Source organism: uncultured Thermosynechococcus sp. (assembly GCF_937958135.1).
Taxonomy (GTDB): domain Bacteria; phylum Cyanobacteriota; class Cyanobacteriia; order Thermosynechococcales; family Thermosynechococcaceae; genus Thermosynechococcus.
On sequence record NZ_CALGOG010000020.1, the window covers coordinates 26731 to 48652 of the forward strand.

The 21922-nt window shown below is 53.9% G+C and carries 23 protein-coding genes; 13 read left to right on the forward strand and 10 right to left on the reverse strand.

Annotated elements, in window-relative coordinates; genetic code table 11:
- The first annotated feature begins 4 nt into the window (after positions 1 to 4).
- Entirely contained in the window at positions 5 to 268 is a 264-nt protein-coding gene (locus Q0711_RS02960; protein WP_298613765.1) for a DUF3146 family protein, read from the forward strand.
- Between the two features lie 64 nt (positions 269 to 332).
- Positions 333 to 536: a hypothetical protein gene (locus Q0711_RS02965; RefSeq protein WP_298613763.1), complete on the forward strand. Its 204-nt coding sequence runs from the start codon at positions 333 to 335 to the stop codon at positions 534 to 536.
- Here the strand turns inward: Q0711_RS02965 and Q0711_RS02970 are convergent.
- The 3 genes from Q0711_RS02970 to Q0711_RS02980 all read right to left on the reverse strand — a co-directional run bounded on the left by Q0711_RS02970 (position 514) and on the right by Q0711_RS02980 (position 3183).
- Complete coding sequence (locus Q0711_RS02970) at positions 514 to 1662, reverse strand: tyrosine-type recombinase/integrase (RefSeq protein ID WP_298613761.1); 1149 nt, start codon at positions 1660 to 1662, stop codon at positions 514 to 516. The two genes, Q0711_RS02965 and Q0711_RS02970, sit on opposite strands and share 23 nt — an antisense overlap.
- Positions 1663 to 1677: 15 nt before the next feature.
- Positions 1678 to 1893 carry a hypothetical protein gene (locus Q0711_RS02975; protein ID WP_298975758.1) on the reverse strand — a complete coding sequence of 72 codons (216 nt, stop codon included), beginning with the start codon at positions 1891 to 1893 and terminating at the stop codon, positions 1678 to 1680.
- A 306-nt stretch (positions 1894 to 2199) separates the two neighbouring features.
- The gene (locus Q0711_RS02980) at positions 2200 to 3183 is read right to left on the reverse strand and encodes a bestrophin family ion channel (RefSeq protein ID WP_298613757.1); all 984 of its coding nucleotides are present in this window, start codon (positions 3181 to 3183) and stop codon (positions 2200 to 2202) included.
- Positions 3184 to 3369: 186 nt separating this feature from the next.
- Here Q0711_RS02980 and Q0711_RS02985 point away from each other — a divergent pair, with 186 nt between their 5' ends.
- Positions 3370 to 3579, forward strand: a complete 210-nt coding sequence (locus Q0711_RS02985) for a chlorophyll a/b-binding protein (RefSeq protein WP_126987406.1) — start codon at positions 3370 to 3372, stop codon at positions 3577 to 3579.
- A 274-nt stretch (positions 3580 to 3853) separates the two neighbouring features.
- Here Q0711_RS02985 and Q0711_RS02990 read toward each other — a convergent pair whose 3' ends face one another.
- The 3 genes from Q0711_RS02990 to galE all read right to left on the reverse strand — a co-directional run bounded on the left by Q0711_RS02990 (position 3854) and on the right by galE (position 5968).
- A complete protein-coding gene (locus Q0711_RS02990; RefSeq protein WP_298616516.1) occupies positions 3854 to 4480 on the reverse strand; it encodes a hypothetical protein in 627 nt (208 codons plus the stop codon).
- Positions 4449 to 4772: a hypothetical protein gene (locus Q0711_RS02995; RefSeq protein WP_298616519.1), complete on the reverse strand. Its 324-nt coding sequence runs from the start codon at positions 4770 to 4772 to the stop codon at positions 4449 to 4451. Before Q0711_RS02995 ends, Q0711_RS02990 begins: the two co-directional genes overlap by 32 nt.
- A 164-nt stretch (positions 4773 to 4936) precedes the next feature.
- Entirely contained in the window at positions 4937 to 5968 is a 1032-nt protein-coding gene (galE, locus tag Q0711_RS03000) for a UDP-glucose 4-epimerase GalE (protein ID WP_298616522.1), read from the reverse strand.
- A gap of 54 nt (positions 5969 to 6022) precedes the next feature.
- On the opposite strand from galE, the gene prfC reads away from it, so the two are divergent.
- Together prfC and recR are read left to right on the forward strand one after the other, a co-directional pair.
- Positions 6023 to 7648: a peptide chain release factor 3 gene (gene prfC, locus Q0711_RS03005; protein WP_298616525.1), complete on the forward strand. Its 1626-nt coding sequence runs from the start codon at positions 6023 to 6025 to the stop codon at positions 7646 to 7648.
- Positions 7649 to 7655: 7 nt separating this feature from the next.
- Positions 7656 to 8264: a recombination mediator RecR gene (recR, locus tag Q0711_RS03010; protein ID WP_298616528.1), complete on the forward strand. Its 609-nt coding sequence runs from the start codon at positions 7656 to 7658 to the stop codon at positions 8262 to 8264.
- Here the strand turns inward: recR and Q0711_RS03015 are convergent, their stop codons facing one another.
- A complete protein-coding gene (locus Q0711_RS03015; RefSeq protein WP_298616530.1) occupies positions 8265 to 8969 on the reverse strand; it encodes a response regulator in 705 nt (234 codons plus the stop codon). It lies immediately after the preceding gene.
- Between the two features lie 261 nt (positions 8970 to 9230).
- On the opposite strand from Q0711_RS03015, the gene thrS reads away from it, so the two are divergent.
- From thrS to Q0711_RS03030, 3 genes are all read left to right on the forward strand, one after another.
- The gene (gene thrS / locus Q0711_RS03020) at positions 9231 to 11048 is read left to right on the forward strand and encodes a threonine--tRNA ligase (protein ID WP_298616533.1); all 1818 of its coding nucleotides are present in this window, start codon (positions 9231 to 9233) and stop codon (positions 11046 to 11048) included.
- 418 nt (positions 11049 to 11466) lie between these two features.
- Complete coding sequence (locus tag Q0711_RS03025) at positions 11467 to 11973, forward strand: GNAT family N-acetyltransferase (RefSeq protein ID WP_225901709.1); 507 nt, start codon at positions 11467 to 11469, stop codon at positions 11971 to 11973.
- Between the two features lie 42 nt (positions 11974 to 12015).
- Entirely contained in the window at positions 12016 to 12294 is a 279-nt protein-coding gene (locus tag Q0711_RS03030) for a DUF5340 domain-containing protein (protein WP_298616543.1), read from the forward strand.
- Here the strand turns inward: Q0711_RS03030 and menA are convergent.
- Entirely contained in the window at positions 12282 to 13178 is an 897-nt protein-coding gene (menA, locus tag Q0711_RS03035) for a 2-carboxy-1,4-naphthoquinone phytyltransferase (protein WP_298616538.1), read from the reverse strand. The two genes, Q0711_RS03030 and menA, sit on opposite strands and share 13 nt — an antisense overlap.
- A 46-nt stretch (positions 13179 to 13224) precedes the next feature.
- Positions 13225 to 13614: a hypothetical protein gene (locus Q0711_RS03040; RefSeq protein WP_298617082.1), complete on the reverse strand. Its 390-nt coding sequence runs from the start codon at positions 13612 to 13614 to the stop codon at positions 13225 to 13227.
- A gap of 199 nt (positions 13615 to 13813) precedes the next feature.
- Between Q0711_RS03040 and Q0711_RS03045 the strand changes: the two genes are divergently transcribed.
- The 5 genes from Q0711_RS03045 (at position 13814) to Q0711_RS03065 (ending at position 21579) form a co-directional block, all read left to right on the forward strand.
- Positions 13814 to 14839: a hypothetical protein gene (locus tag Q0711_RS03045; RefSeq protein ID WP_298616038.1), complete on the forward strand. Its 1026-nt coding sequence runs from the start codon at positions 13814 to 13816 to the stop codon at positions 14837 to 14839.
- 70 nt (positions 14840 to 14909) lie between these two features.
- A complete protein-coding gene (locus tag Q0711_RS03050; protein ID WP_298616040.1) occupies positions 14910 to 17057 on the forward strand; it encodes a polyribonucleotide nucleotidyltransferase in 2148 nt (715 codons plus the stop codon).
- A 12-nt stretch (positions 17058 to 17069) separates the two neighbouring features.
- Complete coding sequence (gene glyS, locus Q0711_RS03055) at positions 17070 to 19253, forward strand: glycine--tRNA ligase subunit beta (protein ID WP_299041533.1); 2184 nt, start codon at positions 17070 to 17072, stop codon at positions 19251 to 19253.
- 144 nt (positions 19254 to 19397) lie between these two features.
- Positions 19398 to 20303, forward strand: coding sequence for a hypothetical protein (locus Q0711_RS03060; protein ID WP_298617115.1), 906 nt, complete (start codon positions 19398 to 19400; stop codon positions 20301 to 20303).
- A gap of 112 nt (positions 20304 to 20415) precedes the next feature.
- The gene (locus tag Q0711_RS03065; RefSeq protein ID WP_298616047.1) at positions 20416 to 21579 is read left to right on the forward strand and encodes a GuaB3 family IMP dehydrogenase-related protein; all 1164 of its coding nucleotides are present in this window, start codon (positions 20416 to 20418) and stop codon (positions 21577 to 21579) included.
- Here Q0711_RS03065 and Q0711_RS03070 read toward each other — a convergent pair.
- The coding region (locus tag Q0711_RS03070; RefSeq protein WP_299041537.1) for a C40 family peptidase at positions 21576 to 21922 on the reverse strand (347 nt) is incomplete at its 5' end. The two genes, Q0711_RS03065 and Q0711_RS03070, sit on opposite strands and share 4 nt — an antisense overlap.

Consider the following 21922-nt stretch of genomic DNA (forward strand, 5'->3'; position numbering starts at 1 on the left):
AGTTGTGGCCAGTCATCCCCTGCCCCAAACCACCGCCTATGTCCGCATCATTGCCCAAAGTTGGCAAGAGGGTCACATTCGTGGCTACGTCTGCGCCGGCGAGTACCAGTGGGAATTTTGCTGGCAATTTAAGGCGAAAAAACTTCTGGTTTCCCCTACTTTAGGGCGTGCCCTCATCAAAGAACCCTTGGGGCGGTTTCTGGAGGCGCAGGACTACCAACTAGAGCCGGGAGGCAATTATGAATTTGTGGTTCGTGCTAAATTTTAGGCTGTTTCCTTGTGCCTAAGCTACAATCAGGGAAGAAACCTGTGCTGATATTGCCGGATAGCCTATGTTCTTGAGCGAATTAGCGCCCCTTCTCAAGGAGTTGAGTCAAAAACCCGTTGCCTTTATGGGGGGCTTTGTCTCTGGATTGTTGGGGTTAAGCCTTGATCAAAAGCCGGTGAGCGATTGGATTAAACAGTACGGCGACTATCAGCCCCCCAGCCCGCCACCGTCGCCCCCTAGTGATTTTAAGAGCATTCAAATTGAGTAAGTACCCGCGCCACGGCCTGCCGCTGATCTCGCAGGGTAAGCCAGCGGTGGTAAGTTTGGGTGTGAACGGCTACGCTGTGTCCCATCATCCGCGCGGCAACGGTATCAGGTAAGCCGTAGTGAATGGTGCGCACCGCCCACGCATGGCGCAAATCATAGGGACGAAAGGGCAAGCCATAGCGACGAAACTGTTGATTAACCCGTTGGCCAATACGTTGCAGAGTCGTTTTCGTCAAATCAGTATTGATCTTCGGTAACTGGGGCGATCGCAACTCAAACACCTCGACCCACTGGGGAGGAAAAGGCCATACCTGATGGCAACCAGTTTTTGTGGTTTCCTGCACCTCAATCATCCCTTGGGGGTCTCCTGTCACGAGGCCACTCAGGTCGCAGAAAAAGACCTCGTGATTGCGCAGGCCATAGGTGGCCATTAAGCCATAGACATACCGCCAACGGGGGTTGGGAATTTGATGAGAGGCGGCCAAAATCTCCTCATCACTGGGTAAGTCCCGTGGCTGGAGCGATCGCCGCGAATAGGTGCCCCAAAACTGAGCAAGGGGAATTGGTAACTCTACCCCCAGAAACCGACAAAATCCTTGAAAGGCGGTACAGGCCACCTGCCGTTGTCGCTTATCGGCGGGGATTTGCTGCAACAGACCATAGATCAGTTCTGCTAAGGAATGGCCCGGATGGGCAGCAGCAGCCCTAAGCAACTGTCGCAAGTAGGGGGCATAGGCCGTTTCCCACGTGGTGCGGCTGAGATTCCCCTGGGCCAACCCTGCCGTTCTAAAGGCGGCAATTTGCTCCTCCAAGGATAATTCCCCAAGACGACCGAGTCCCTTGACCCGTTCATAATCCTGCCAGCGAAAGGTGTTTTCGAGTAGTTTGGCAGCAATAATTTTCGCTTCGCGCTCCGCAGCTTTAAGACCGCTGGGGGTGGCAGGCAACCCTAGACTTAAACGTTGTTGGTGGGGGCGCAACCGATGGCTGCCGGGACGCGGCGGCAGGGTGCCCCGCAGGCTGAGACGTTGGCCGCGTTGTTCAATTTGCAGACCCAACTGAGCCAGTTTTAGGCGTTGATTGACCTGTTGAAGTTGGTGATCAAGGTTCTGAAAGGATGTGGCCATGGCTAACCGGGGTACCTAAATCCCCAAAACTGCGACAAGGATGTTTTTTCCACGGAATATCGCGACCCCCGCTGGGGAGCGGCTATGACCGGGCCTGTGCTCAATCCCGCGTTCAGCGGCATACTCAAGAATGGCGAGGGCAAAGGGGTGATTGATTGACTGTTCCACGGTTGCCAGCCAATACAGCAGCGCTTGCTCGCTTGGGTCGGGCTTGAGGAGATTGACTCCCACAATGGCTCCCTTTACCTCCTTGACATCCTCCCCGGCCTGCTGGCTTGCGCCCGCGTAGCGGTAAGCCGGAGATTCCTACGGCGCTCAAGTCGAGCTTAAGTCGCTTTGGTGGGTTCCTGGGCCGAGGGCGTATCCGCTGCTCGTATCTCCACAGGTGTTACTTGCGGCATGCCCTGCCATAGGTGGGCGTAGTTGTAGCCGCCGGCAAAATTATAGAACGGCTCCGCCGTTGGCGCTATCCTTCCCTGCCTTGAACCGCGGGGTTTGCCGCGCACCGGGTCAGGGTTAACAACCCGTGGGAAGTGGCTAGGAAAAGGGCTGGACGGGGCGCGGCCGATGGATAGGCGCACTAATCAGATCATTGATATTCTGCTGCATCGTTAGGCAAATTGCATCCAAGGGCAGATCATTGAGATCACGGCCAAAGGGATTTTCAATTTCAATGCCAATTTCTTCAACCCCAAAGAGAGTAAAGGCAATGACTCCCACCATTGGGCCTGTCCACCACCCAAGGTTATCCACCAATTGAAACGGCAGCAGTAAACAATAAAGGAATAGTAACTGCTTGAGATGAATGGCATAGGCAAGGGGCATCGGTGTTTTCAGAATGCGCTCACAGCCACCCATAGCATCCACTAGTTGCACCAGCAGTTCATCCATGTAGGTGAGTTGATAGAGGGACAGGTGCCCTCGGCGGTGTTGTTGATGCAGATAGTCCTCAATCCAAAGCGCAATACGCAAGGGGACATTTTGTACAGTTTGCAGTTCTTTGTATTGGTGGGGTTTCAGCAGCGGTTCCAGTTCGGCAAAGGACTCGCCCCGCAGGTGTTGCTTGGTAGCGATCGCAAAGGCGCCCACCAAATGAACAGCGTCAATTTTGCCTTGACGATCCTCCAGACTATTTTCATCAATGGCAGTCCACATCAACCGCGTTAAACTACGGGAATTGTTAATAATGTTGCCCCACTGGCGGCGGCCTTCCCAAAAACGTTCATAGGCCGTATTAGTCCGAAAGACTAAGAGCAAGCCCAGCACAATCGAAGGGATAAGGCTGCCGAGCACCGGCCAGTGAACATTGACGAGGTATAGATCGACGACGGTGACAAGGAAACCAAACCCCCCACAAAAAAGCACTTCTGGGAGAATGGCTGGAATCACGGAGCCACGCAGGCGCAAAGCAAGGGATAACCAGCGTGGGGGGTGCAGCAGAAATTTGGCAACGCCAGAGCGATGCTCTCTTACCTGACGTTTAGGAGCTTGAGAAAAACGGAGAAAAGAGAAACGACTCATGACATCGGTGGGTGATTCTCACCCTCATCTTTAGCACACTGCTGTCCTAAAACATGCCTGCGCCTAGGGAGAGTGGCTGAAGCAGTCGCAAATCTTAAAAAAATCCGTTAGCCCTTGCCATTCCGCGGTAGAAGTGTTAACTTATATTAAGAACGTGAAACAGTTTGTAATAAACGGAGTACCAGTATGAAAGGCGGTAGCATCATTGACGATCAAGGCAAAATGAATAACTTTGCCATCGAACCTAAAATGTACGTGATGAGTGAGCCGCAAGCTGGGTTTACCCCCTATGCGGAACTTTTCAATGGTCGCTTGGCGATGATTGGGTTTATCTCCCTGTTGGCCTTGGAAGTAATCACCGGCCACGGTCTGATTGGTTTTTTGAATAGCCTCTAGGTCTTTCCTGCGCTCTTAGGCATATCAGTTTCTCAGCAGTCCTTGCACCGTTAGAGAAAACAAAAATTCATGGGATGGATTAGCCTGCCTTTCAAGGTGGGCTTTTCTCTTGGAGGTTCAGTAATGCTTGGCTCTCCATTCGCCAGAATCAGAAAGTTCTCGGGAGTCAACAGCCTAGAGTTAGAGGATCCACGCCACTTTCAAGATCACCAGAGTGGCGATCGCGGGGGATTTGGGGTAATAACGATCGTGGCACAAAAACCTTGCCGCCTTGTCAATTCAAGTGCTTCAGCGCCTTCTCTAACTCACGATCAATCAAGTGGTTCAGATGCTTGAAGGGATTGCATTCTAGTCTCTCTTGAGGCAATCCTTGGCTCAATACCTTTTCCAGAGCATCCAGCACCTGTTCCTGTAAATTCTCAATATTGGCGAGTCCAGCAAGTTGATGTAAAACATCATTCCGTTGTTGATGGTAAGCTTCGATTTGCTCAAAATACCCAGCAAGAGCTGACGTTTGGAGGGCATACTGCAAAGCTGCCAGCAGTACATTCCGCGTCACGGTATCAAGAAACAGGCGATCGCCATTTTTGCGCTGGTAGTTCTCGAGGTATTGCCAAAGCCGACCCCGATCGTGGTTTTGCAGCAAGTTCGAGCTGCGTTCTCGCGCCGCTCCATCCATCGTAATGTCAAGACCCACCTTTTCTTGAACAAAGTATTGCAATAGATTTTCGTACAAGCTCATGGCCAAGATCAGGGCTTCTGCGTAGCGCCCCACCCCAAATAGGCCAACGACTTGAAAGTAAATGTCCCGAAAGAGGGCAGAGCGATTATTCTGCCGCAGTTGGGCAATTTCCTGAAACCACTGCTTATCAATTGTCGGTGCGGTAGGAGTTAATGGCATTAAAGGCTTGATCGTAGTTATGGGCAAGACGATAGTTGCCGTAGCGGATCAGTGCCAATGCCAATGGCGCCTCAATGGAGCTATTCTTGAGAGAGATTTCAGCCCCTTGGTAGTTGTAGCTTTTTAATTGCTGTTGAATGACTTGACGGTCTAGCTCTTGGCGAAAGATATTCAAATCGACAGCAAACACTCGCTCTTGGCCGGGACGAATTTCCTGAGGATTGCGTACTTGCCATAAGCGAAGTCGGGGTCGCGTCTCAATGGCCTGGAGAATGCCCCAAGCTGCTTTCATGACTGGGGTGCCAGAAGAACCATTTAGGTCTAGCCAGTCTGTGCTGTCTTGCTGATACTTGGCGAGTTCTAAGGCGCGCTTTGCTTCTTGAACGGCAAAGGCAGGATTAATGGGGTTTAAGGAGAATGCTACAGCCCATGGTGGCTTTCCCAGAAGATTTTTGCCTATACTACCGCAGCCGTTCCCGATCCGTGGCGGTATTGGTGCCACTGCCAAGCGTGCTGAATGATCTGCTCAATATCGGGATACCGGGGCTTCCAGCCTAGGATAGCGCGGGCGCGATCGCTATTGGCAATGAGAATTGCGGGGTCTCCTGCTCGGCGATCGCCCTCAACGACTGGAATGGGGCAACCTGTTACTCTCTGAGCCGTTTCAATAATTTGCCGCACGGAAAAGCCTTGGCCATTCCCCAAGTTAAAAATTGCTGAGTTGCCACCACCCAAGAGGTACTTTAATCCCAGCACATGGGCTTGGGCTAAGTCCACCACATGGATATAGTCGCGAATGCACGTGCCGTCGGGGGTGGGGTAGTCTGTGCCATAGATAACAATGTGGGGGCGTCGTCCCATAGCTGCCTGTAACACTAGGGGAATCAGGTGAGTTTCAGGGTGGTGATCTTCTCCCAAACGAGAGTAGGGATCGGCACCGGCGGCATTGAAATAGCGAAAAATCACTGACTTGAGGCCATAGGCCCTGCCGAGGTCGCCAACGATTTGTTCCACCATCCACTTGGAGCAACCGTAGGGGTTGATGGGGGCACAGGGACAGGTTTCCTGAATTGGTACCTCTGGGGGTAAGCCATAGACCGCAGCAGTGGAGGAAAAAACAAAATAGGGTATTCCTGCGGCTACCATGGCTTGGAGGAGCGTCAGGGCACCACAGACATTATTCTGATAAAAGCGATCGGGAGAGCGGACGGATTCGCCCGCTTCAATGTAGGCGGCAAAGTGCATCACTGCCTTAACGGGATAAGTTTGAAAAATTCGATCCAAAAGGGGGCGATCGCCCGTATTGCCAACAATAAGTTCTGTTTTTAGGACGGTATCCACCAAGTCCCGATGCCCGCGCTCAAGGGTATCTAAAATCAGGACTTGAAAGCCGGCTTGCTGTAGTGCCAGAACAGTATGGCTGCCGATGTAGCCTGCTCCCCCTGTAACCAAAATTAGAGGTAAGCTATTATCACTATTACTTGTCATCGAGTCTTATCGAGTCTTATCTATTACACTAGGAAAATCGCTAGAAATTCTGCCATGACCAGTGACTTGCACCATGAAATCACCCAAGAGGTGAAACGCCGTCGTAATTTTGCCATTATCTCCCACCCGGATGCCGGGAAAACGACGCTCACAGAAAAGTTGCTGCTCTACGGTGGTGCCATTCACGAAGCAGGCGCCGTCAAAGCCCGGCGGGCACAGCGGCAAGCTACCTCCGACTGGATGGCAATGGAACAACAGCGCGGGATTTCAATTACCTCGACCGTATTGCAGTTTGAGTACCAAGGCTATCAGATTAACCTCTTGGATACCCCCGGCCACCAGGACTTTAGTGAAGATACCTACCGCACCTTGGCAGCGGCTGACAATGCAGTCATGCTGGTGGATGCAGCAAAAGGGCTAGAACCGCAAACCCGCAAGCTCTTTGAAGTTTGCCAACTGCGGGGACTGCCAATTTTTACCTTCATCAACAAGCTGGACCGCCCAGGGCGTGAACCCCTTGAACTCATTGATGAAATTGAGCAGGAACTGGGACTGATTCCCTACCCAGTAAACTGGCCTTTGGGAATGGGCGATCGCTTTTGCGGTGTATATGATCGCCTGCGGCGCAACTTTCACTTTTTTGAGCGCACGACCCACGGCAGCCGTGCGGCGGCGGAAACCGTCATTGCCCTTGGGGATCCCGCTCTGGATTCCTATATTGAGCCGTATCGCTTGGAATACCATCAACTTAAGGATGAACTGGAACTGCTCGATGGGGTGGGTGCCGAGCTAGACCTTGACCTCGTGCATCGGGGGAAAATGACCCCGGTGTTCTTTGGCAGTGCCATGACCAACTTTGGCGTGCGCCTGTTTCTGGAGCACTTCCTAACCTATGCCCTGCCGCCTGTGGCCTACAAGAGCGATCGCGGACCAATTGATCCCACCCAAGAGCATTTCACGGGCTTTGTGTTTAAGCTTCAGGCCAATATGGATCCCAAGCATCGCGATCGCGTGGCCTTTGTCCGCGTCTGTAGCGGCAAATTTGAAAAAGACATGACTGTCAACCATGCCCGCACGGGCAAAACAATCCGCCTTTCCCGCCCCCAAAAACTCTTTGCCCAGGGGCGCGAATCCCTTGACGTTGCCTATGCCGGGGATGTCATTGGGCTGAATAATCCGGGGATGTTTGCCATTGGCGACACCCTCTATGTCGGTCCCAAATTGGAGTATGAGGGCATTCCCTGCTTCTCGCCGGAACTTTTTGCCTATCTGCGCAACCCCAACCCCTCCAAGTTCAAATCCTTCCAAAAGGGGGTGAATGAGCTGCGCGAAGAGGGTGCCGTGCAAATTATGTACTCCACCGATGAATCTAAACGGGAACCCATCCTAGCCGCGGTCGGCCAATTGCAATTTGAAGTGGTACAGTTTCGCCTCTTGCATGAGTACGGCGTAGAAACTCGTTTGGATCCCCTTCCCTACACGGTGGCGCGCTGGGTACTCGATGGCTGGGAAGCCCTGGCAGCCATTGGTCGCATCTTTAATGCGGTAACTGTTAAAGACAGTTGGGGACGGCCTGTGCTGCTCTTTAAGAACGAGTGGAATCTGCAACAGGCGATGGCAGATCATCCTAAACTGCGCCTGAGCGCGATCGCCCCCCCTGCCGCCGCTGTCCCTGCCTAATGGTTCTATGAGTGGTGTCTATACCCGTCCTTTGGCTCGCCTTATTGAGCAGTTGCAACGACTGCCGGGCATTGGTCCTAAAACGGCTCAGCGTCTTGCCCTCCACCTGATCAAACGCCCTGAAGCGGATATTCAGGCCCTAGCGCAAGCCCTGCTGGAGGCAAAACAGCAGGTGGGACTTTGCTCGATTTGCTTCCACCTCTCTGCAGAACCGGTGTGTGAGATCTGTGCTTCACCGCAGCGAGACAATCACACCCTCTGCGTGGTCGCCGATTCCCGTGACGTCATTGCCATTGAAAAAACCCGTGAGTACCACGGTAAGTACCATGTCCTCGGAGGATTGATTTCTCCCCTTGAGGGCATTACGCCGGAACATCTGCACATCCAGCCCCTAATTCAACGCGCTAGTCAATCCCACGTCCAAGAAGTGATTCTTGCCATTCCTCCCAGTATTGAAGGGGAAACCACCACCCTCTATGTTGGCCAGCTTTTACGCCCCTTTGTCAAAGTGACCCGCATTGCTTTTGGCCTACCGGTGGGCGGCGACCTCGACTACGCCGATGAAATGACGCTGGCCCGTGCCCTGGCCGGTCGGCGCGAAATCGAGTGGCAGTAGTTAGTGCCCCCCCTGGAGGCGTCGCAATGCTGCCACAACTTGGTGGATGGCTCGCTTGAGTTGCTCGACCTCGCGGTGTAGCCGTTGGTTTTCGGCTTCCAAAGCAGCAAGGCGATTTTCCTCCACACTATTGCTTATTGCCGCAGGTGGCTGTTGCAGTTGAGCAACCGTTGCTTGCAGTTGGGCAAAGGCAGTGGCATCCACCGCTTGGGTTTGCAACGTTTGGATTGCCTGTTCGAGGGCGGCCAGTTTGTCATAGATGGGGGTGAGATCTGGGGTGAGCGAGGCAGCCACTTCCGCCGGTGCTGCCGCTTTGACGGGTCTGGGCTTACGGGCTTTGCGAAAAGCCTCTTGAATTGCTGCTTCCAGTTGTTCCTTTTCAAAGGGTTTCTCAATAAACTCGAACCACTCAAAGGGTTCTTGGAGCTTCTCGGTGACCTCTTCCTTGCGCCCGGACATAATCACAAGGGGAATGGCTCCGAGAAGATTATTTTTCTCTAACTCTTGATAGACTTCCCAGCCGCTGACCTTTGGCAGCAAAAAATCCAGCATGATCAGCGTTGGTTCAGACTCCTTGATCAGTTGCAAGCCCTCGCGCCCATCCTTGGCCTCCAGAATTTCATAGTCGCCCTCTGGCAACATGTCGCGCACGCGCATGCGGATTACTTTACTGTCATCAATGACAACGACTTTACGGCTAGTCACGGAAACACTCCATTTTTACCTATACAAGGTTCTTATAGGAAAGAATTGTGAATCGAGGACGGAGGGGGATTGCGATGACCACCATGTGATTTCAACCTTAGCATAGCCGTGTCTTTTCAAATTGACCACTGGCGATCGCCCCTCGCCCTTCGACAAAGCAACCCCTAAAAAATTAGCTTCAAAGCCTCACCCTTAAAGGTTGCAGAATGTCACAATAGAACTCTAACCCTCATTAAAGAGTTGTGAGATAGATCACCCCCTATGCCGGAATCTGCTGCTGCCCCTATCCACCTCCCGAAAACCAGTGAGTCGGAGCGGCTCAAGCGCATTCGCCATACCACCTCCCATGTCTTGGCAATGGCGGTTCAAAAGCTTTTTCCCAAGGCACAGGTGACAATTGGCCCTTGGATTGAAAACGGGTTTTATTACGACTTTGACCATCCCGAACCTTTTACCGAAAAAGACCTTAAGCTGATTGAGAAGGAGATGGTTAAGATTATTAAGCGCAAGCTGCCGGTGATTCGTGAGGAAGTCAGCCGCGCAGAGGCGGAGCGGCGCATCCGCGAGCTGGGAGAACCCTATAAGCTGGAAATTCTCCAAGACCTCGAAGAGCCAATCACGATTTATCACCTTGGGGATGAATGGTGGGATCTCTGTGCAGGGCCTCACGTTGAAAACACCGCCGAGATTAACCCTCAGGCGATCGCCCTTGAAAGTGTTGCCGGTGCTTACTGGCGTGGCGATGAAACCAAACCCCAACTCCAGCGTATTTACGGCACCGCCTGGGAAACACCAGAGCAATTGGCAGAATATCGGCGGCGCAAAGAAGAGGCGCTCCGCCGCGACCACCGCAAACTAGGCAAGCAACTGGGACTGTTTCTTTTTTCCGACTGCGTAGGGCCTGGCCTGCCCCTCTGGACGCCAAAGGGCGCTATCTTGCGCTTTACCCTAGAGGAGTTTCTGCGCAAGGAGCAACTGAAGCGAGGGTATTTGCCGGTGGTCACTCCCCACATTGCCCGCGTTGATCTGTTCAAAACATCGGGGCACTGGCAAAAGTACAAAGAAGATATGTTTCCCCTGATGGCCGAAGATGCCGAGGCGGCAGACCACGAGCAAGGATTTGTCCTCAAACCCATGAACTGCCCCTTCCACATTCAAATCTATAAAAGCGAATTGCGCTCCTACCGCGACTTACCCCTGCGATTGGCGGAGTTTGGGACAGTGTATCGCTATGAGCAGTCGGGAGAATTGGGGGGCTTAACGCGGGTACGCGGCTTTACAGTGGATGACTCCCATCTTTTTGTGGCGCCAGAGCAACTGGAGGCGGAGTTCTTAAATGTTGTCGATCTTATTCTCTCTGTCTTTCGCTGTCTTCGTTTGAATAAATTTAAGGCACGGCTAAGCTTCCGCGATCCCAAGTCTGACAAGTACATTGGCTCTGATGAGGCATGGTCAAAGGCAGAATCCGCCATTCAGCGCGCTGCAGAACAGCTGGGAATGAAGTACTTTATCGGCATTGGGGAAGCGGCGTTCTATGGCCCGAAGTTGGACTTTATCTTTGAGGATGCCCTGGGCCGCGAGTGGCAGTTGGGCACAGTTCAGGTGGACTACAATTTGCCTGAGCGCTTTGACTTGGAGTACGTTGCCGAAGATAACAGCCGCCGCCGTCCGGTGATGATCCACCGTGCTCCCTTTGGGTCGCTGGAGCGGCTCATTGGCATCCTCATTGAGGAGTATGCAGGAGATTTTCCCTTTTGGCTGGCGCCAGAGCAGGTGCGTCTGTTGCCGGTGGGGGAGGAGCAACGTCCCTACGCTCAAAAAGTGGCCGCTGCACTGCAAGCCCATGGTGTACGGGTCACTGTGGATGGCAGTGGCGATCGCCTTGGCAAACAGATTCGCAACGCCGAAACTCAAAAAATTCCCGTAATGGGCATTATTGGTGCCAAGGAAGTCGAAAGCGAAACGGTGAGTATCCGCACCCGTGCAGGGGGAGATGTGGGCGCATTCCCCCTCAAGGAACTGATTGAAAAACTCGCCGCAGCTATGAATGCAATGGATACGGATATCCAGTGGCAATAGTTCATCCCTGATCTACAACTGCAAAGCGGAAGGGAGGTTGACCCCGCCCTTATCCTATCGAGGGCTTTTTGCAGCCCCCCTACCCCTATGGAGGGTTTCTTGCCCCAAGAATACTCTTCTCAATCTACCCGCTCAGGGTTATCATGCAGTTGGGCTGTGTGCAGCGGGCTATCGTGCAGCTGAGGATACCTATGCCACCTTACCCAAGGTGCGCTATCCCCTAGAGGTAATTGTGGAAGTGCGCTAAAGTTCCCCCATTGACCCTGTTAGACATAGGCTAAGCTAGAAATAGCTCGGTACAAACGCTTGTATGTCCTTGCCCACCGATGATTCCCTCGATCACAATCTCGCCAATTTAGAAATTGCTCCCGCCGAAGAAGAAGATCGCAGTGAACCCCTCAACATCATTATTCGCGAGATGGGCATTGACGACATTGCCCCCGTGTTTCACCTCGGCGAGGAACTTTTCACGAGTGATCTGTATCCCTCCCTCTATCGCATCTGGGATGAATGGGAGGTCATTGGTTTCTACAATACCGATCCGGAATACTGTCTTGTGGCCGAAGCCGACTCGCAGGTGGCAGGGTTTATCTTGGGCACAATTATTAGCAAAGCCCCTTGGGTCTATGGCTATATTAACTGGCTGGGGGTACATCCGCAGTATCAACGGCGGGGTATTGCCGACAAGCTCGTGGATAAGCTCATCGAACGCATGATTGAAGAGGGGGCAAGGTTTATGCTGGTGGACACCGACCCTGCCAATACCCCGGCAGTGAAGTTTTTTACCCGTAAGGGTTTTGGGAATCCCCGGCGGCATGTCTTTTTTTCGTTAAACTTAACCAAGCACGAAATCTATGGCCGGTTGATTGCCTACGAGCGCGATCGCTCCGAGCGATTGACCTATCGGCGTCCCCGCCGTCGTTAGAAAACTCGGATAGTTGTAGTTAGTTGTAGTTGTTCCTTGGAGGTGTCTGCCGCGGTGACTCTCTCCCCTGCCCCCTCAGGTGAGGTTCCCCTTCCTGCCCACATTCATTACGAGCTAGTGCTGCAAATTTTGGAACAGGCCTCCTTACCCGCTCTGCCCGCCAGCTCCAGTGCCTATCAGCAGCTCCATAGTGCTGTGATCCATCTGCGCAAAGCCCTGCGATTGCAAAAGCAGTTTGAGGAGGAATGGCAATTGAGGGGCGGCAGTGTGGAGTACCAGTGGTCGCTGAATCGCGATCGCCCCCCATCTCAAACCAAATAGCCCAGTCCCAAGAGCAGGCTACTCCAAAAATGCAGTTGCACAGCAATAAATTTCGAGTTCTTGATCTGCTCAGGTACGTCATGAAATTGCGCCATCCGCCGGCACAGATAAATCGCCCAAGGCAGCGAACTGAAAGCCAGCACTGTTGGCCACGGCAGGATTCCCCATGTAATACTGGCTAGCAACACACCATAAAAAAGACCACAGGCTCCATAGACCAGTTGGGCACTGCGAGCCGTCCCTAGGCGCACAACCGGGGAATATTTGCCGGCGGCTAGATCATCGGCTACTTGGTGAAAGTGGGAGCAAAAAAGAATTAGCGTTGTGGTAAGACCATTGAGGATAGCCACCGGCCAGATACTTGGGCTAAAGGTTTGCACTTGGCTATAGTAGGCAGCAGCGATCGCCAAAGGGCCAAAGCAGAGAAAACAAATCGGCTCCCCCAAGCCTAAATAGCCCAAGCGAAAGGGCGGGCCTTGGTAGCTATAGCCTAGGACACAGCAGAGCAATACCAACCCTAAAACCGTTGCATCCTGTTGCAGCCAACTAATGGCCACAATCCCCAAAAGCCCCAAAAGTAAACAGAGATTGCTCAGCCAAAAGATGAGTTGTTTTTTGCCCGTGAGATTGACCACAGAATGGTACTTGTGGCGATCAATGCCCGTCTCGGCATCAAACACATCATTACTCAAATTCAACCAGGCCAAAATCAACACGGCCGCGGTAAGAAACAGACTAAAAGGCCACCAGTGCACCCTTCCCGTCTCGGCGATCGCCACCGCCGTGCCCAGCCAAATGGGCATGACGGCCACGCTGTACATAGGAAGCTTAATTGCCGCCCACCACAAACGGGAGCGATCCATAGATTCTGACGGACGAACCATCCCCTTAACTGCGAATCACTTTGTTTGAGTTACCTTCGTCAGCATATCATTGCCGCTCCTGCCCAGAGATCGCTTGTTTTGCTGCCCAAATGGCTTGCCGCAATGCTGGATTATTTAGCTTATAGCTATAAACACCTAAGTCCCGCGCCAAGGCCACCAATTGTGGGCGAGTCAGCCGCTCCAGCTCCGCGATCGTCAGTGTTTCAATAGTGGGTTGAGGTGGGCACAGTTGGCGTTCAAGAGCCGCCACTTGCTGTTCTAGGGCACGCAGTCGCTGCAAAACCGTGGGACAGGCAATCTCCATCGGCTGAAGAGATTGTTGCAAAATTTTACGAATTGCCTCACTGAGGGAATCACATCCCTGCTGCACTTGCCAGCGTTGCAGTTGGTGATAGAGTTCAGCATCTAAGCGCAGTGTGATCTTTTTGTGGCGCATGCTTGAAATTCTAAAAAAAACCGACAAACTTACCACAGTCTGTCGGCTCGTTGTGTGTTCCCTGTTGATGACTCGGATAGTACTGAGTCACTACCTAGTATTACCTATCCCCCGCTAGAATGACTGTGACGATGATCACAACTCAGCCGCCTTTTGTTCCGTTTTGCCGCAGTCTCTCATTAGAATTCCTAAATTCCCCATGACTTCTATCCTAGACGGTACGATTCTTTTGCCGCAGAAATCCCTCAGTGCTCCTCTGCGACGGCGTTTACTCCATGTGAATGGGATAGGGAGCGATGCTGCCAAGCAACTGCGGGATTTGAACTGCCTTGCTGAGCTTACAGCGACGCACCCTTTAGAAATTCGGGGTATTCACAATCAGACCCACGGCTTCCAAGCGGATCTCTTGGAAAGTTTCCTCGGCAAGGCGGAACTTTACCGTTTTTGGCCGCAGACGCCAGCCCCAGACCCCAGCAAAGATCGCCGCTATGAATATGCCAAACTCCTCGGCCAACTGGTGAGCAAAGATCTTGCCGATAATGCGGATATTCTGGCGATCGCGCAGCCCGGCCAACTGCAACAGCGTCCCCTTGATATCAACAGTGCCGCTGACTTAACCCAACTCCTTGACCTATCGTTCCTCCAAAAACTGGGCTGGGGAGATTTTGCCCAGTATCTCTACGGTGCCTTTCCGGCCGGCGCGCCGCGCCCGACCCTGCGGTTAGCCTATGAAATTGTCAAGGGGTTACAAGCGGGGGCTGAATTGTATCTTGTTGCCCATAGCCAAGGGTTAATTATCACGGCCCTTGCCTGTCACATTGTCCGCCAACTGCTGCTGCCGCAAACGAAATGGATGGAGACCGTTCATCTTATTGGCTACGGACCGGCCATTTTCTTTGCCGATTTACCGCCAGAGCTACAGCCGCGAACCGTCTTAATTCAACACCGTCAAGACGTGGTGGCCGAAACCCTGAGCAATCTCCGCAATGTGGATCTGTGGACGAACTTACAAACCCAGATGGAAAAAGCCCTTCATTACGCCGATGATCTGCTGAAAGTTCTGGGTCAAGATAGCCACCACTCTGCCAGTTTCTATTTGGGGTTACAAAACAACCCCGGCAGCCGGCGATCGGCAGAATTGATCCAGATTTTACTAACCCAAAGCTGGACCGCTACTCCTAGCCTTGGCGTCCTTGGCGGCACGCGGCTGATCCTTGAACTTTAGCGGATGAGTGGCAGAAGCAGCTATCCTAGTAGAGAGAAAGGAATACGAAGAAGGACGAAATAGAACGCAAATGAAGGGTCTAGAAAAAATTATCCCCCTGGATGGACGGGATATTAAGGTAGTATTGCAAAAATTTGCCCCCCAAGCCGCCGGTTCCATTCTCATTGGTTCGGGGGAAACGGCTGTACTGGTGACAGCGAATCGTGCCGCCCCGCGCGAAGGCATTGATTTTTTACCCCTTGTGGTGGATTACGAAGAACGTCTCTATGCTGCTGGGCGGATTCCAGGAGGGTTTTTGCGGCGTGAGGGTCGCCCTCCAGAAAAAGCCATTCTCATTGGTCGCCTCATTGATCGACCGCTGCGCCCCCTTTTTCCCCAATGGCTGCGGGATGATCTGCAAGTGGTGGCTACGACGGTTTCCTTGGATGAAAATGTTCCCCCCGATGTGTTGGCGGTAACAGGAGCCTCGATCGCCGTTCTCTTGGCCCAAATTCCCTTTAATGGGCCGATGGCGGCGGTGCGGGTTGGACTGGTGGGGGACGAGTTTGTCATCAACCCGACGTACAAAGAAATTGAAAGTGGTGGCTTAGATCTCGTTGTGGCCGGATCTCCCGATGGCGTAGTGATGGTGGAGGCGGGCGCTAATGAACTGCCGGAAGCCGACATGATTGAAGCCATTGACTTTGCCTATGAGGTGATCCAAGACCTGATTCAAGCGCAACGGGATCTCTTGAAGGAATTGGGCATTGACATTGTCAAAGCCGAGCCACCCGCGATCGACCCCACGTTGGAAAACTTCATCTACGATCGCGCTGCTGAACCCGTCAAAGCTATTCTCAAACGCTTTGAAAAGGACAAAAATGTTCGCGATGCCGCCCTTGAGGAGGTGCAAGGGGCGATCGCCCAAGAAATTGCTGCTCTCCCAGAGGATCACCCGGTGGCGGTGGCTGCCACTGCAAATCCAAAAGCCCTGCCCACCCTCTTTAAGGCCGTCACCAAAAAACTCATGCGGCAGCAGATTATTGAAGAAGGGGTGCGAGTGGATGGCCGCCGTCTCGATGAAGTCCGCCCGATTTGGTGTGAGGTGGGGGTTCTGCCAGAGCGGGTTCACGGCAGTGCCCTCTTTAATCGCGGCTTGACGCAGGTGATGTCCGTTACCACCCTCGGTTCTCCTGCCGATGCTCAAGCTCTGGATGATCTGCATCCTGAGGACAGCAAGCGGTATCTGCACCACTACAACTTTCCCCCCTACTCTGTGGGCGAAGTCCGCCCCTTGCGATCCCCCGGACGGCGTGAGATTGGCCATGGTGCTCTGGCGGAGCGCGCCCTTGAACCCGTCCTTCCCCCCAAAGAGGAATTTCCCTACGTGATCCGGGTGGTGTCGGAGGTGCTCTCTTCCGATGGCTCTACCTCCATGGGATCCGTCTGTGGTTCCACCCTCTCTTTGATGGATGCAGGGGTACCGATCCGCAAACCCGTCAGTGGTGCGGCCATGGGACTGATCAAGGAAGGCAATGAGGTGCGCATCCTCACCGATATTCAGGGAATTGAAGACTTCCTTGGGGATATGGACTTCAAGGTGGCCGGCACCGAGAGCGGCATCACCGCCCTACAAATGGATATGAAAATCACCGGCTTGCCCGTTGCGGTGATCAAGCAAGCAATCGAGCAGGCGCGTCCGGCCCGGCTCCATATCCTTGAGAAAATGTTGGCGGTGCTTGACAAACCGCGCCCACAACTGCCACCGAGTGCGCCACGGCTGCTGACACTGCAAATTTCTCCCGATATGATCGGCCTTGTGATTGGGCCGGGGGGGAAAACTGTGCGGGGTATCTGTGAGCAATACAATGTCAAGGTGGATATCAGCGAAGAGGGTCTGGTCACCATTACTGCCCCCAATGAAACCAACGCCAAGCAAGCCCGCGCCGCCATTGAGGGTTTAACACGAAAGCTCAACGCTGGTGATGTCTATCTAGGCAGGGTGACGCGGATTATTCCCATTGGTGCTTTTGTCGAGTTTCTGCCCGGCAAAGAAGGGATGATCCACATTTCCCAGTTGGCGGAGTATCGCGTTGGCAAAGTCGAGGATGAAGTGAAAATTGGCGATGAAATTGTCGTCAAAATTCGTGAGGTGGACAGCAAAGGCCGCATTAACCTCACCCGTCTTGGGATTCATCCCGACGAAGCCGAAGCCGCCCGCAGTAGCTCCATGATCTAGCCCATTGTCACCATGCCCAAGTCATCACCGCATACGTTCCTCTTGGAGGTGGGCACGGAGGATCTCCCCGCCCGCTTTGTCAGTAGCGCCCTGCGCCAGTGGCACACCTTGATCCCGCAAACCCTGAAGGAACGGGGACTCACAGGAACCCTCAACGTCTGGGCAACACCGCGCCGCTTGGCGGTGCTGATTGAGGGGTTGCCGCCGCAGCAGCCGGATCAAGCCATTGAAGTTAAGGGGCCCGCAGCCACTGTGGCCTTTCGCGAGGGGGAACCGACTCCTGCTTTACTGGGTTTCCTGCGATCGCGCCAAGGCCGCCTTGAGGATATCGAAATCCGCTCCACCGAAAAGGGGGAGGTGGTCTATCTCAAGCAGGTTCGCCCCGGTCAACCTACCCCCCAACTCTTGACTGAGTTAGCGCAGCAGTGGATTGCTGCCCTTGAGGGCACTCGCTTCATGCGCTGGGGGGATGGGGATTTGCGCTTTTCCCGTCCCATTCGTTGGCTGGTGCTACTGTGGGATGAGCAAGTGTTGCCCTTGGTTTTGGAGAGCCATTCTGTGCGCATTGCCAGCGATCGCACCACCTATGGCCATCGCGTACTTTCCCAAGGTGCCATTGCCCTCAACCTTGCCCAAGACTATGAATCTACCCTGAAAACGGTGGGGGTCTTGGTAAATCCAGAAGTCCGCCGGCAACGGATTCGCGAGCAAATTGCCGCCCTTGCCCAGGAGGCGGGGGGATGGGTGGATTTGGAGGTGCCCCTTTTGGAGGAAGTGACCCACCTAGTGGAATGGCCGACGGCTGTCCTAGGAAGTTTTGAATCGCGGTTTCTGGCTCTGCCCCTTGAGGTCATTACCACCGTCTTGGTCTCCCATCAGCGGTATTTTCCCGTGTACACCGATGCGACGCGCCAAGCTCTGCTGCCACTTTTCATCACGATTAGTAACGGCGACCCGGCGGCAACTCCTTTGATTCGTGCCGGCAATGAACGGGTAATTCGCGCCCGCCTAGCGGATGCGGCGTTCTTCTACAGGGCGGATACGGCACAGCCCCTAGAGCACTATCGGGCAAAACTGGCCACTGTGACGTTCCAAGATGAACTGGGTTCTATGGCGGACAAGGTGGAGCGGATAACCGCCCTGGCAAGGCAAATTGCCACGGCATTAAATTGCCCTGCCGAAGAAGTTGCACTGATTGAGCGCACGGCTTCTCTGTGCAAGGCTGACCTTGTGACCCAAATGGTGGGGGAATTTCCTGAGCTGCAGGGCTACATGGGGCAAGTCTATGCCACCGTTGCCGGCGAAGCCCCAGCAGTGGCCATGGGAATTTTTGAACATTATCTGCCTCGTTTTGCCGGCGATCGCCCCCCTCAAACTCTTACGGGTCAGGTGGTGGGGTTAGCCGATCGCCTGGATACCTTGGTCTGCCTCTTTGGCCTTGGCCTGTGTCCCACGGGCTCGTCAGATCCCTTTGCTCTACGGCGGGCCGCTAATGCGGTGATCACGATCCTCTGGCAGGGGGAACATCACCTGAATCTTTTGGCTGTCCTCGAGGAGCAGGCCCAAGCCTTTTGTCGCCAGTTTACCGCCAAGCTCAGTGTCAGGGATTTAGAGCAGCAACTGCGGCAGTTTTTTAGTCAACGGCTGCGAACCTTGCTCCAAGAAGATCTTGGCATTGAGTATGACCTAGTGAATGCCGTCATTCCGGAGGATCAGCCGGGGTTGCAGACTCGTGCCCTCGCCGATGTGGTTGATGCCCGCGATCGCGCCCAATTTCTGCAAAAGCTGCGTCAGTCCGGTGAACTCATGGCCATTTACCCCACCGTGAACCGGGCGGCTCGCTTAGCCCGCCAAGGTAGTCTAGAAGCAGACTGCCTAAATATCCGTGCAGTCAAGGCCAAGCACCTCGAAGCCCCAATTGAAAAGGAATTCTATGCCGCCCTCAAGGGGATCTTGCCAAGGGTGCAGCAAGCCCAAGCTCAGCGTGCCTATGGGGAAATTGTAGAGGCTTTAGCCTCCCTTGCCCCCATCGTCAGTCGCTTCTTTGATGGGGAAGAAAGTGTGCTCGTGATGGCAGAGGATGCAACCCTGCGTGCCAATCGCCTGGCGCTCCTTGGTCTATTGCGCAACTGCGCAGCAATTATTGGCGATTTTGGGGCGATCGTGCAAACAGAAAGCGTGGCATCAAGCCCATAGCTCTCACCACCTTGGCAACGTGTAAAAGTCTTGCTTAGCTCACAGCAGCAACGCATAATTGAGAGTACCCCAATTGAGAATTGCCGTGGCCTGTTCATCTGAGCAGTCACTCAATTGGCATTTAGACTGTTTGCGAGAATTGTCATGACTGCTGACCCCCCAGCCAAGCGCTCCCGCCCCAAGAAGCCCCCAGCGACTCCGCCAAAGCCTTCCTCTGAATTAGCAACGCCCCCCAAGCCTCGTCCGGAAATTCTCGGTGTGGCCGCAGCGGCTAGCTCAGCCCCAAAACCCAGCGTTGTCTCTGAAGAATCTGTTCCTCGGCAGGCAGAAGTCCTATCCCGTCCCCAACCGATCCCACCCCCCAGTGAACGATTGCAATATCGGGCAATCGGGGTTGTGCGGGGTCGCTATGTGCCCACTTCAGAGGAGGAGTTTAACCGAGGGGTCATGATTGCCGAGGATGGGGTGGAAATTGAAACCGTCCTCTTGGGGCAGGTGATGAACCTGATTAAAAAATATCTCGACCTGAATGAACCCCATCTCTGGGTGGTTTATCCCCGCACGCGGGGCGTTGAGAAAGAAGAGGTGAAACTCCACCTACAAATTGTTGGCGTATGGGAACCGCAGCGTCTGCAACAGGCCAATGCCACAGCAGTCGATCCGGGCGTTAATGACGGTTACTTTTCCATACGGGGAGAAGTGATCTTCAACTCCCAGGAGAAAAACTTTGTGGTCGTTAAAATTCAACAGTTGCCGCGGCGGCGGGGTGAAAAACCGAAAGCATTCAAACTCAAACTGGTCGGAACCGTCCCGATGAAGTCGCCGGGGTACTTTTGGGATTTTCAGGTGCAGCGACAGGGGACAAGTTTAGTCGTCCAAGAGGCAACTAGAGTCGGTATTCTGCCACCCCGTAAGCTCAAAAAGTCTAAGAAAGCCAAGGCACGGCCAGCCCCTCCCCACCGCCCGCAGCGGGCCGGTTCATCGTCAACATCGCCGCGTTCGGCCTCCGTTCGCCCTGTACGGCGATCGCCCAACCCACCCTTGAACTAGCACCAAGGCATGACTTGTCGAGGTGTTGTAAATTTTTATAAATTTGTTCCACTGCCAACAACAACTTAGACACCCTACTTGATTGTTTAGCCCACCTACTGCGAGGAACACCATGACCATTCAACTGGGGGGACATCGCACCGCCCGTCGCGCCTACGGTATTGATGAAATTGCCCTTGTCCCCGGCAACCGTACCCTAGATCCCCAACTGGCGGATACCCGCTGGCGCATTGCCCATATTGAACGGGAAATTCCAATTATTGCCAGTGCGATGGATGGGGTTGTGGATGTAACAATGGCGGTCAAGCTCAGCCAACTGGGAGCCCTAGGCGTCCTCAACTTGGAGGGACTCCAAACCCGCTATGAAGACCCAGACCCCATTCTGGAGCGTATTGCCAGTGTCAGTGGGGATGAATTTGTACCCCTGATGCAGCAGTTGTATGCCCAGCCAATTCAGCCCCACCTCATTGAGAAACGCATTCAAGAAATCAAATCCCAAGGGGGAATTGCCGCCGTCAGTCTAACGCCAGCAGGCGCGAGTCGGTTTGGGGATGTAGTGGCAGCAGCGGGGGCAGATTTGCTCTTTGTGCAGGCCACCGTGGTCTCACCGGCTCACATTGCTCCAGAAGGTACAGAACCCCTTGACCTTGCGGCTTTTTGTGAACGGATGCCGATGCCTGTGGTTTTAGGCAACTGCGTCACCTATGAGGTAGCCCTCAGTCTGATGCACTGCGGAGCGGCAGCAATTCTTGTGGGGATTGGGCCAGGAGCCGCTTGTACTTCCCGCGGCGTGCTGGGGGTGGGGGTGCCGCAAGTGACAGCGATCGCCGACTGTGCTGCGGCACGGGATGCCTACTTTGAAGAAACACAGCGCTATGTGCCTGTAATTGCCGATGGCGGCCTCGTCACCGGCGGTGATCTCTGCAAATGTATTGCCTGTGGCGCCGATGCGGTGATGATGGGGTCTCCCTTTGCCCGCGCCAAAGAAGCCCCCGGCCGCGGCTACCACTGGGGCATGGCTACGCCTAGTCCGGTGCTGCCTCGCGGAACGCGCATCTATGTGGGCACCACCGGTACCCTTGAGCAGATTCTGCGCGGACCGGCTCAGTTGGACGATGGCACCCACAACTTCTTGGGCGCATTGCAAACCAGCATGGGCACACTTGGCGCCAAGGATCTGCGGGAAATGCAGCAGGTGGAGATTGTCATTGCCCCCTCCCTCCTCACAGAAGGTAAGGTCTATCAAAAAGCACAAAAACTGGGAATGGGGCGCTAGCCCAAGGGAATGTAGCTATACTCAATGCGACCCCCGCCGCGAAACTGCCGCTGATAGGCAATACTCACAAGATCCTCGCTGGGGTAGAGGGTATCAATGCCAATGCCATTGCGGCCATCTTCTTTGCCAGAGCTGTGGATGTATTGCCCTTCCCCCAGATAGAGACCTACGTGGGTTGCCCTGTCACGCGTGCCAAAAAAGACCAAATCCCCCCGCCGGAGCTGGGGTAGGGTTTCCTCAATAGAAGGACTCCCCACAGGGGTGGTAAAGGCCTCCTGCTGATAGGCATCGCGGGGTAGCCAAATGCCCTGACTGGCAAAACTGGCCTGCATCAAGCCCGAGC

Bases quoted from the DNA above. Each gene is read 5' to 3' on its own strand.
- Q0711_RS02965 (WP_298613763.1), top strand. From the start codon at position 333: ATGTTCTTGAGCGAATTAGCGCCCCTTCTCAAGGAGTTGAGTCAAAAA.
- Q0711_RS02970 (WP_298613761.1), bottom strand. From the start codon at position 1,662: ATGGCCACATCCTTTCAGAACCTTGATCACCAACTTCAACAGGTCAAT.
- Q0711_RS02980 (WP_298613757.1), bottom strand. From the start codon at position 3,183: ATGAGTCGTTTCTCTTTTCTCCGTTTTTCTCAAGCTCCTAAACGTCAG.
- Q0711_RS02985 (WP_126987406.1), top strand. From the start codon at position 3,370: ATGAAAGGCGGTAGCATCATTGACGATCAAGGCAAAATGAATAACTTT.
- Q0711_RS02990 (WP_298616516.1), bottom strand. From the start codon at position 4,480: ATGCCATTAACTCCTACCGCACCGACAATTGATAAGCAGTGGTTTCAG.
- Q0711_RS02995 (WP_298616519.1), bottom strand. From the start codon at position 4,772: ATGAAAGCAGCTTGGGGCATTCTCCAGGCCATTGAGACGCGACCCCGA.
- galE (WP_298616522.1), bottom strand. From the start codon at position 5,968: ATGACAAGTAATAGTGATAATAGCTTACCTCTAATTTTGGTTACAGGG.
- prfC (WP_298616525.1), top strand. From the start codon at position 6,023: ATGACCAGTGACTTGCACCATGAAATCACCCAAGAGGTGAAACGCCGT.
- recR (WP_298616528.1), top strand. From the start codon at position 7,656: ATGAGTGGTGTCTATACCCGTCCTTTGGCTCGCCTTATTGAGCAGTTG.
- thrS (WP_298616533.1), top strand. From the start codon at position 9,231: ATGCCGGAATCTGCTGCTGCCCCTATCCACCTCCCGAAAACCAGTGAG.
- Q0711_RS03025 (WP_225901709.1), top strand. From the start codon at position 11,467: ATGGGCATTGACGACATTGCCCCCGTGTTTCACCTCGGCGAGGAACTT.
- menA (WP_298616538.1), bottom strand. From the start codon at position 13,178: ATGGTTCGTCCGTCAGAATCTATGGATCGCTCCCGTTTGTGGTGGGCG.
- Q0711_RS03040 (WP_298617082.1), bottom strand. From the start codon at position 13,614: ATGCGCCACAAAAAGATCACACTGCGCTTAGATGCTGAACTCTATCAC.
- Q0711_RS03045 (WP_298616038.1), top strand. From the start codon at position 13,814: ATGACTTCTATCCTAGACGGTACGATTCTTTTGCCGCAGAAATCCCTC.
- Q0711_RS03050 (WP_298616040.1), top strand. From the start codon at position 14,910: ATGAAGGGTCTAGAAAAAATTATCCCCCTGGATGGACGGGATATTAAG.
- glyS (WP_299041533.1), top strand. From the start codon at position 17,070: ATGCCCAAGTCATCACCGCATACGTTCCTCTTGGAGGTGGGCACGGAG.
- Q0711_RS03060 (WP_298617115.1), top strand. From the start codon at position 19,398: ATGACTGCTGACCCCCCAGCCAAGCGCTCCCGCCCCAAGAAGCCCCCA.
- Q0711_RS03065 (WP_298616047.1), top strand. From the start codon at position 20,416: ATGACCATTCAACTGGGGGGACATCGCACCGCCCGTCGCGCCTACGGT.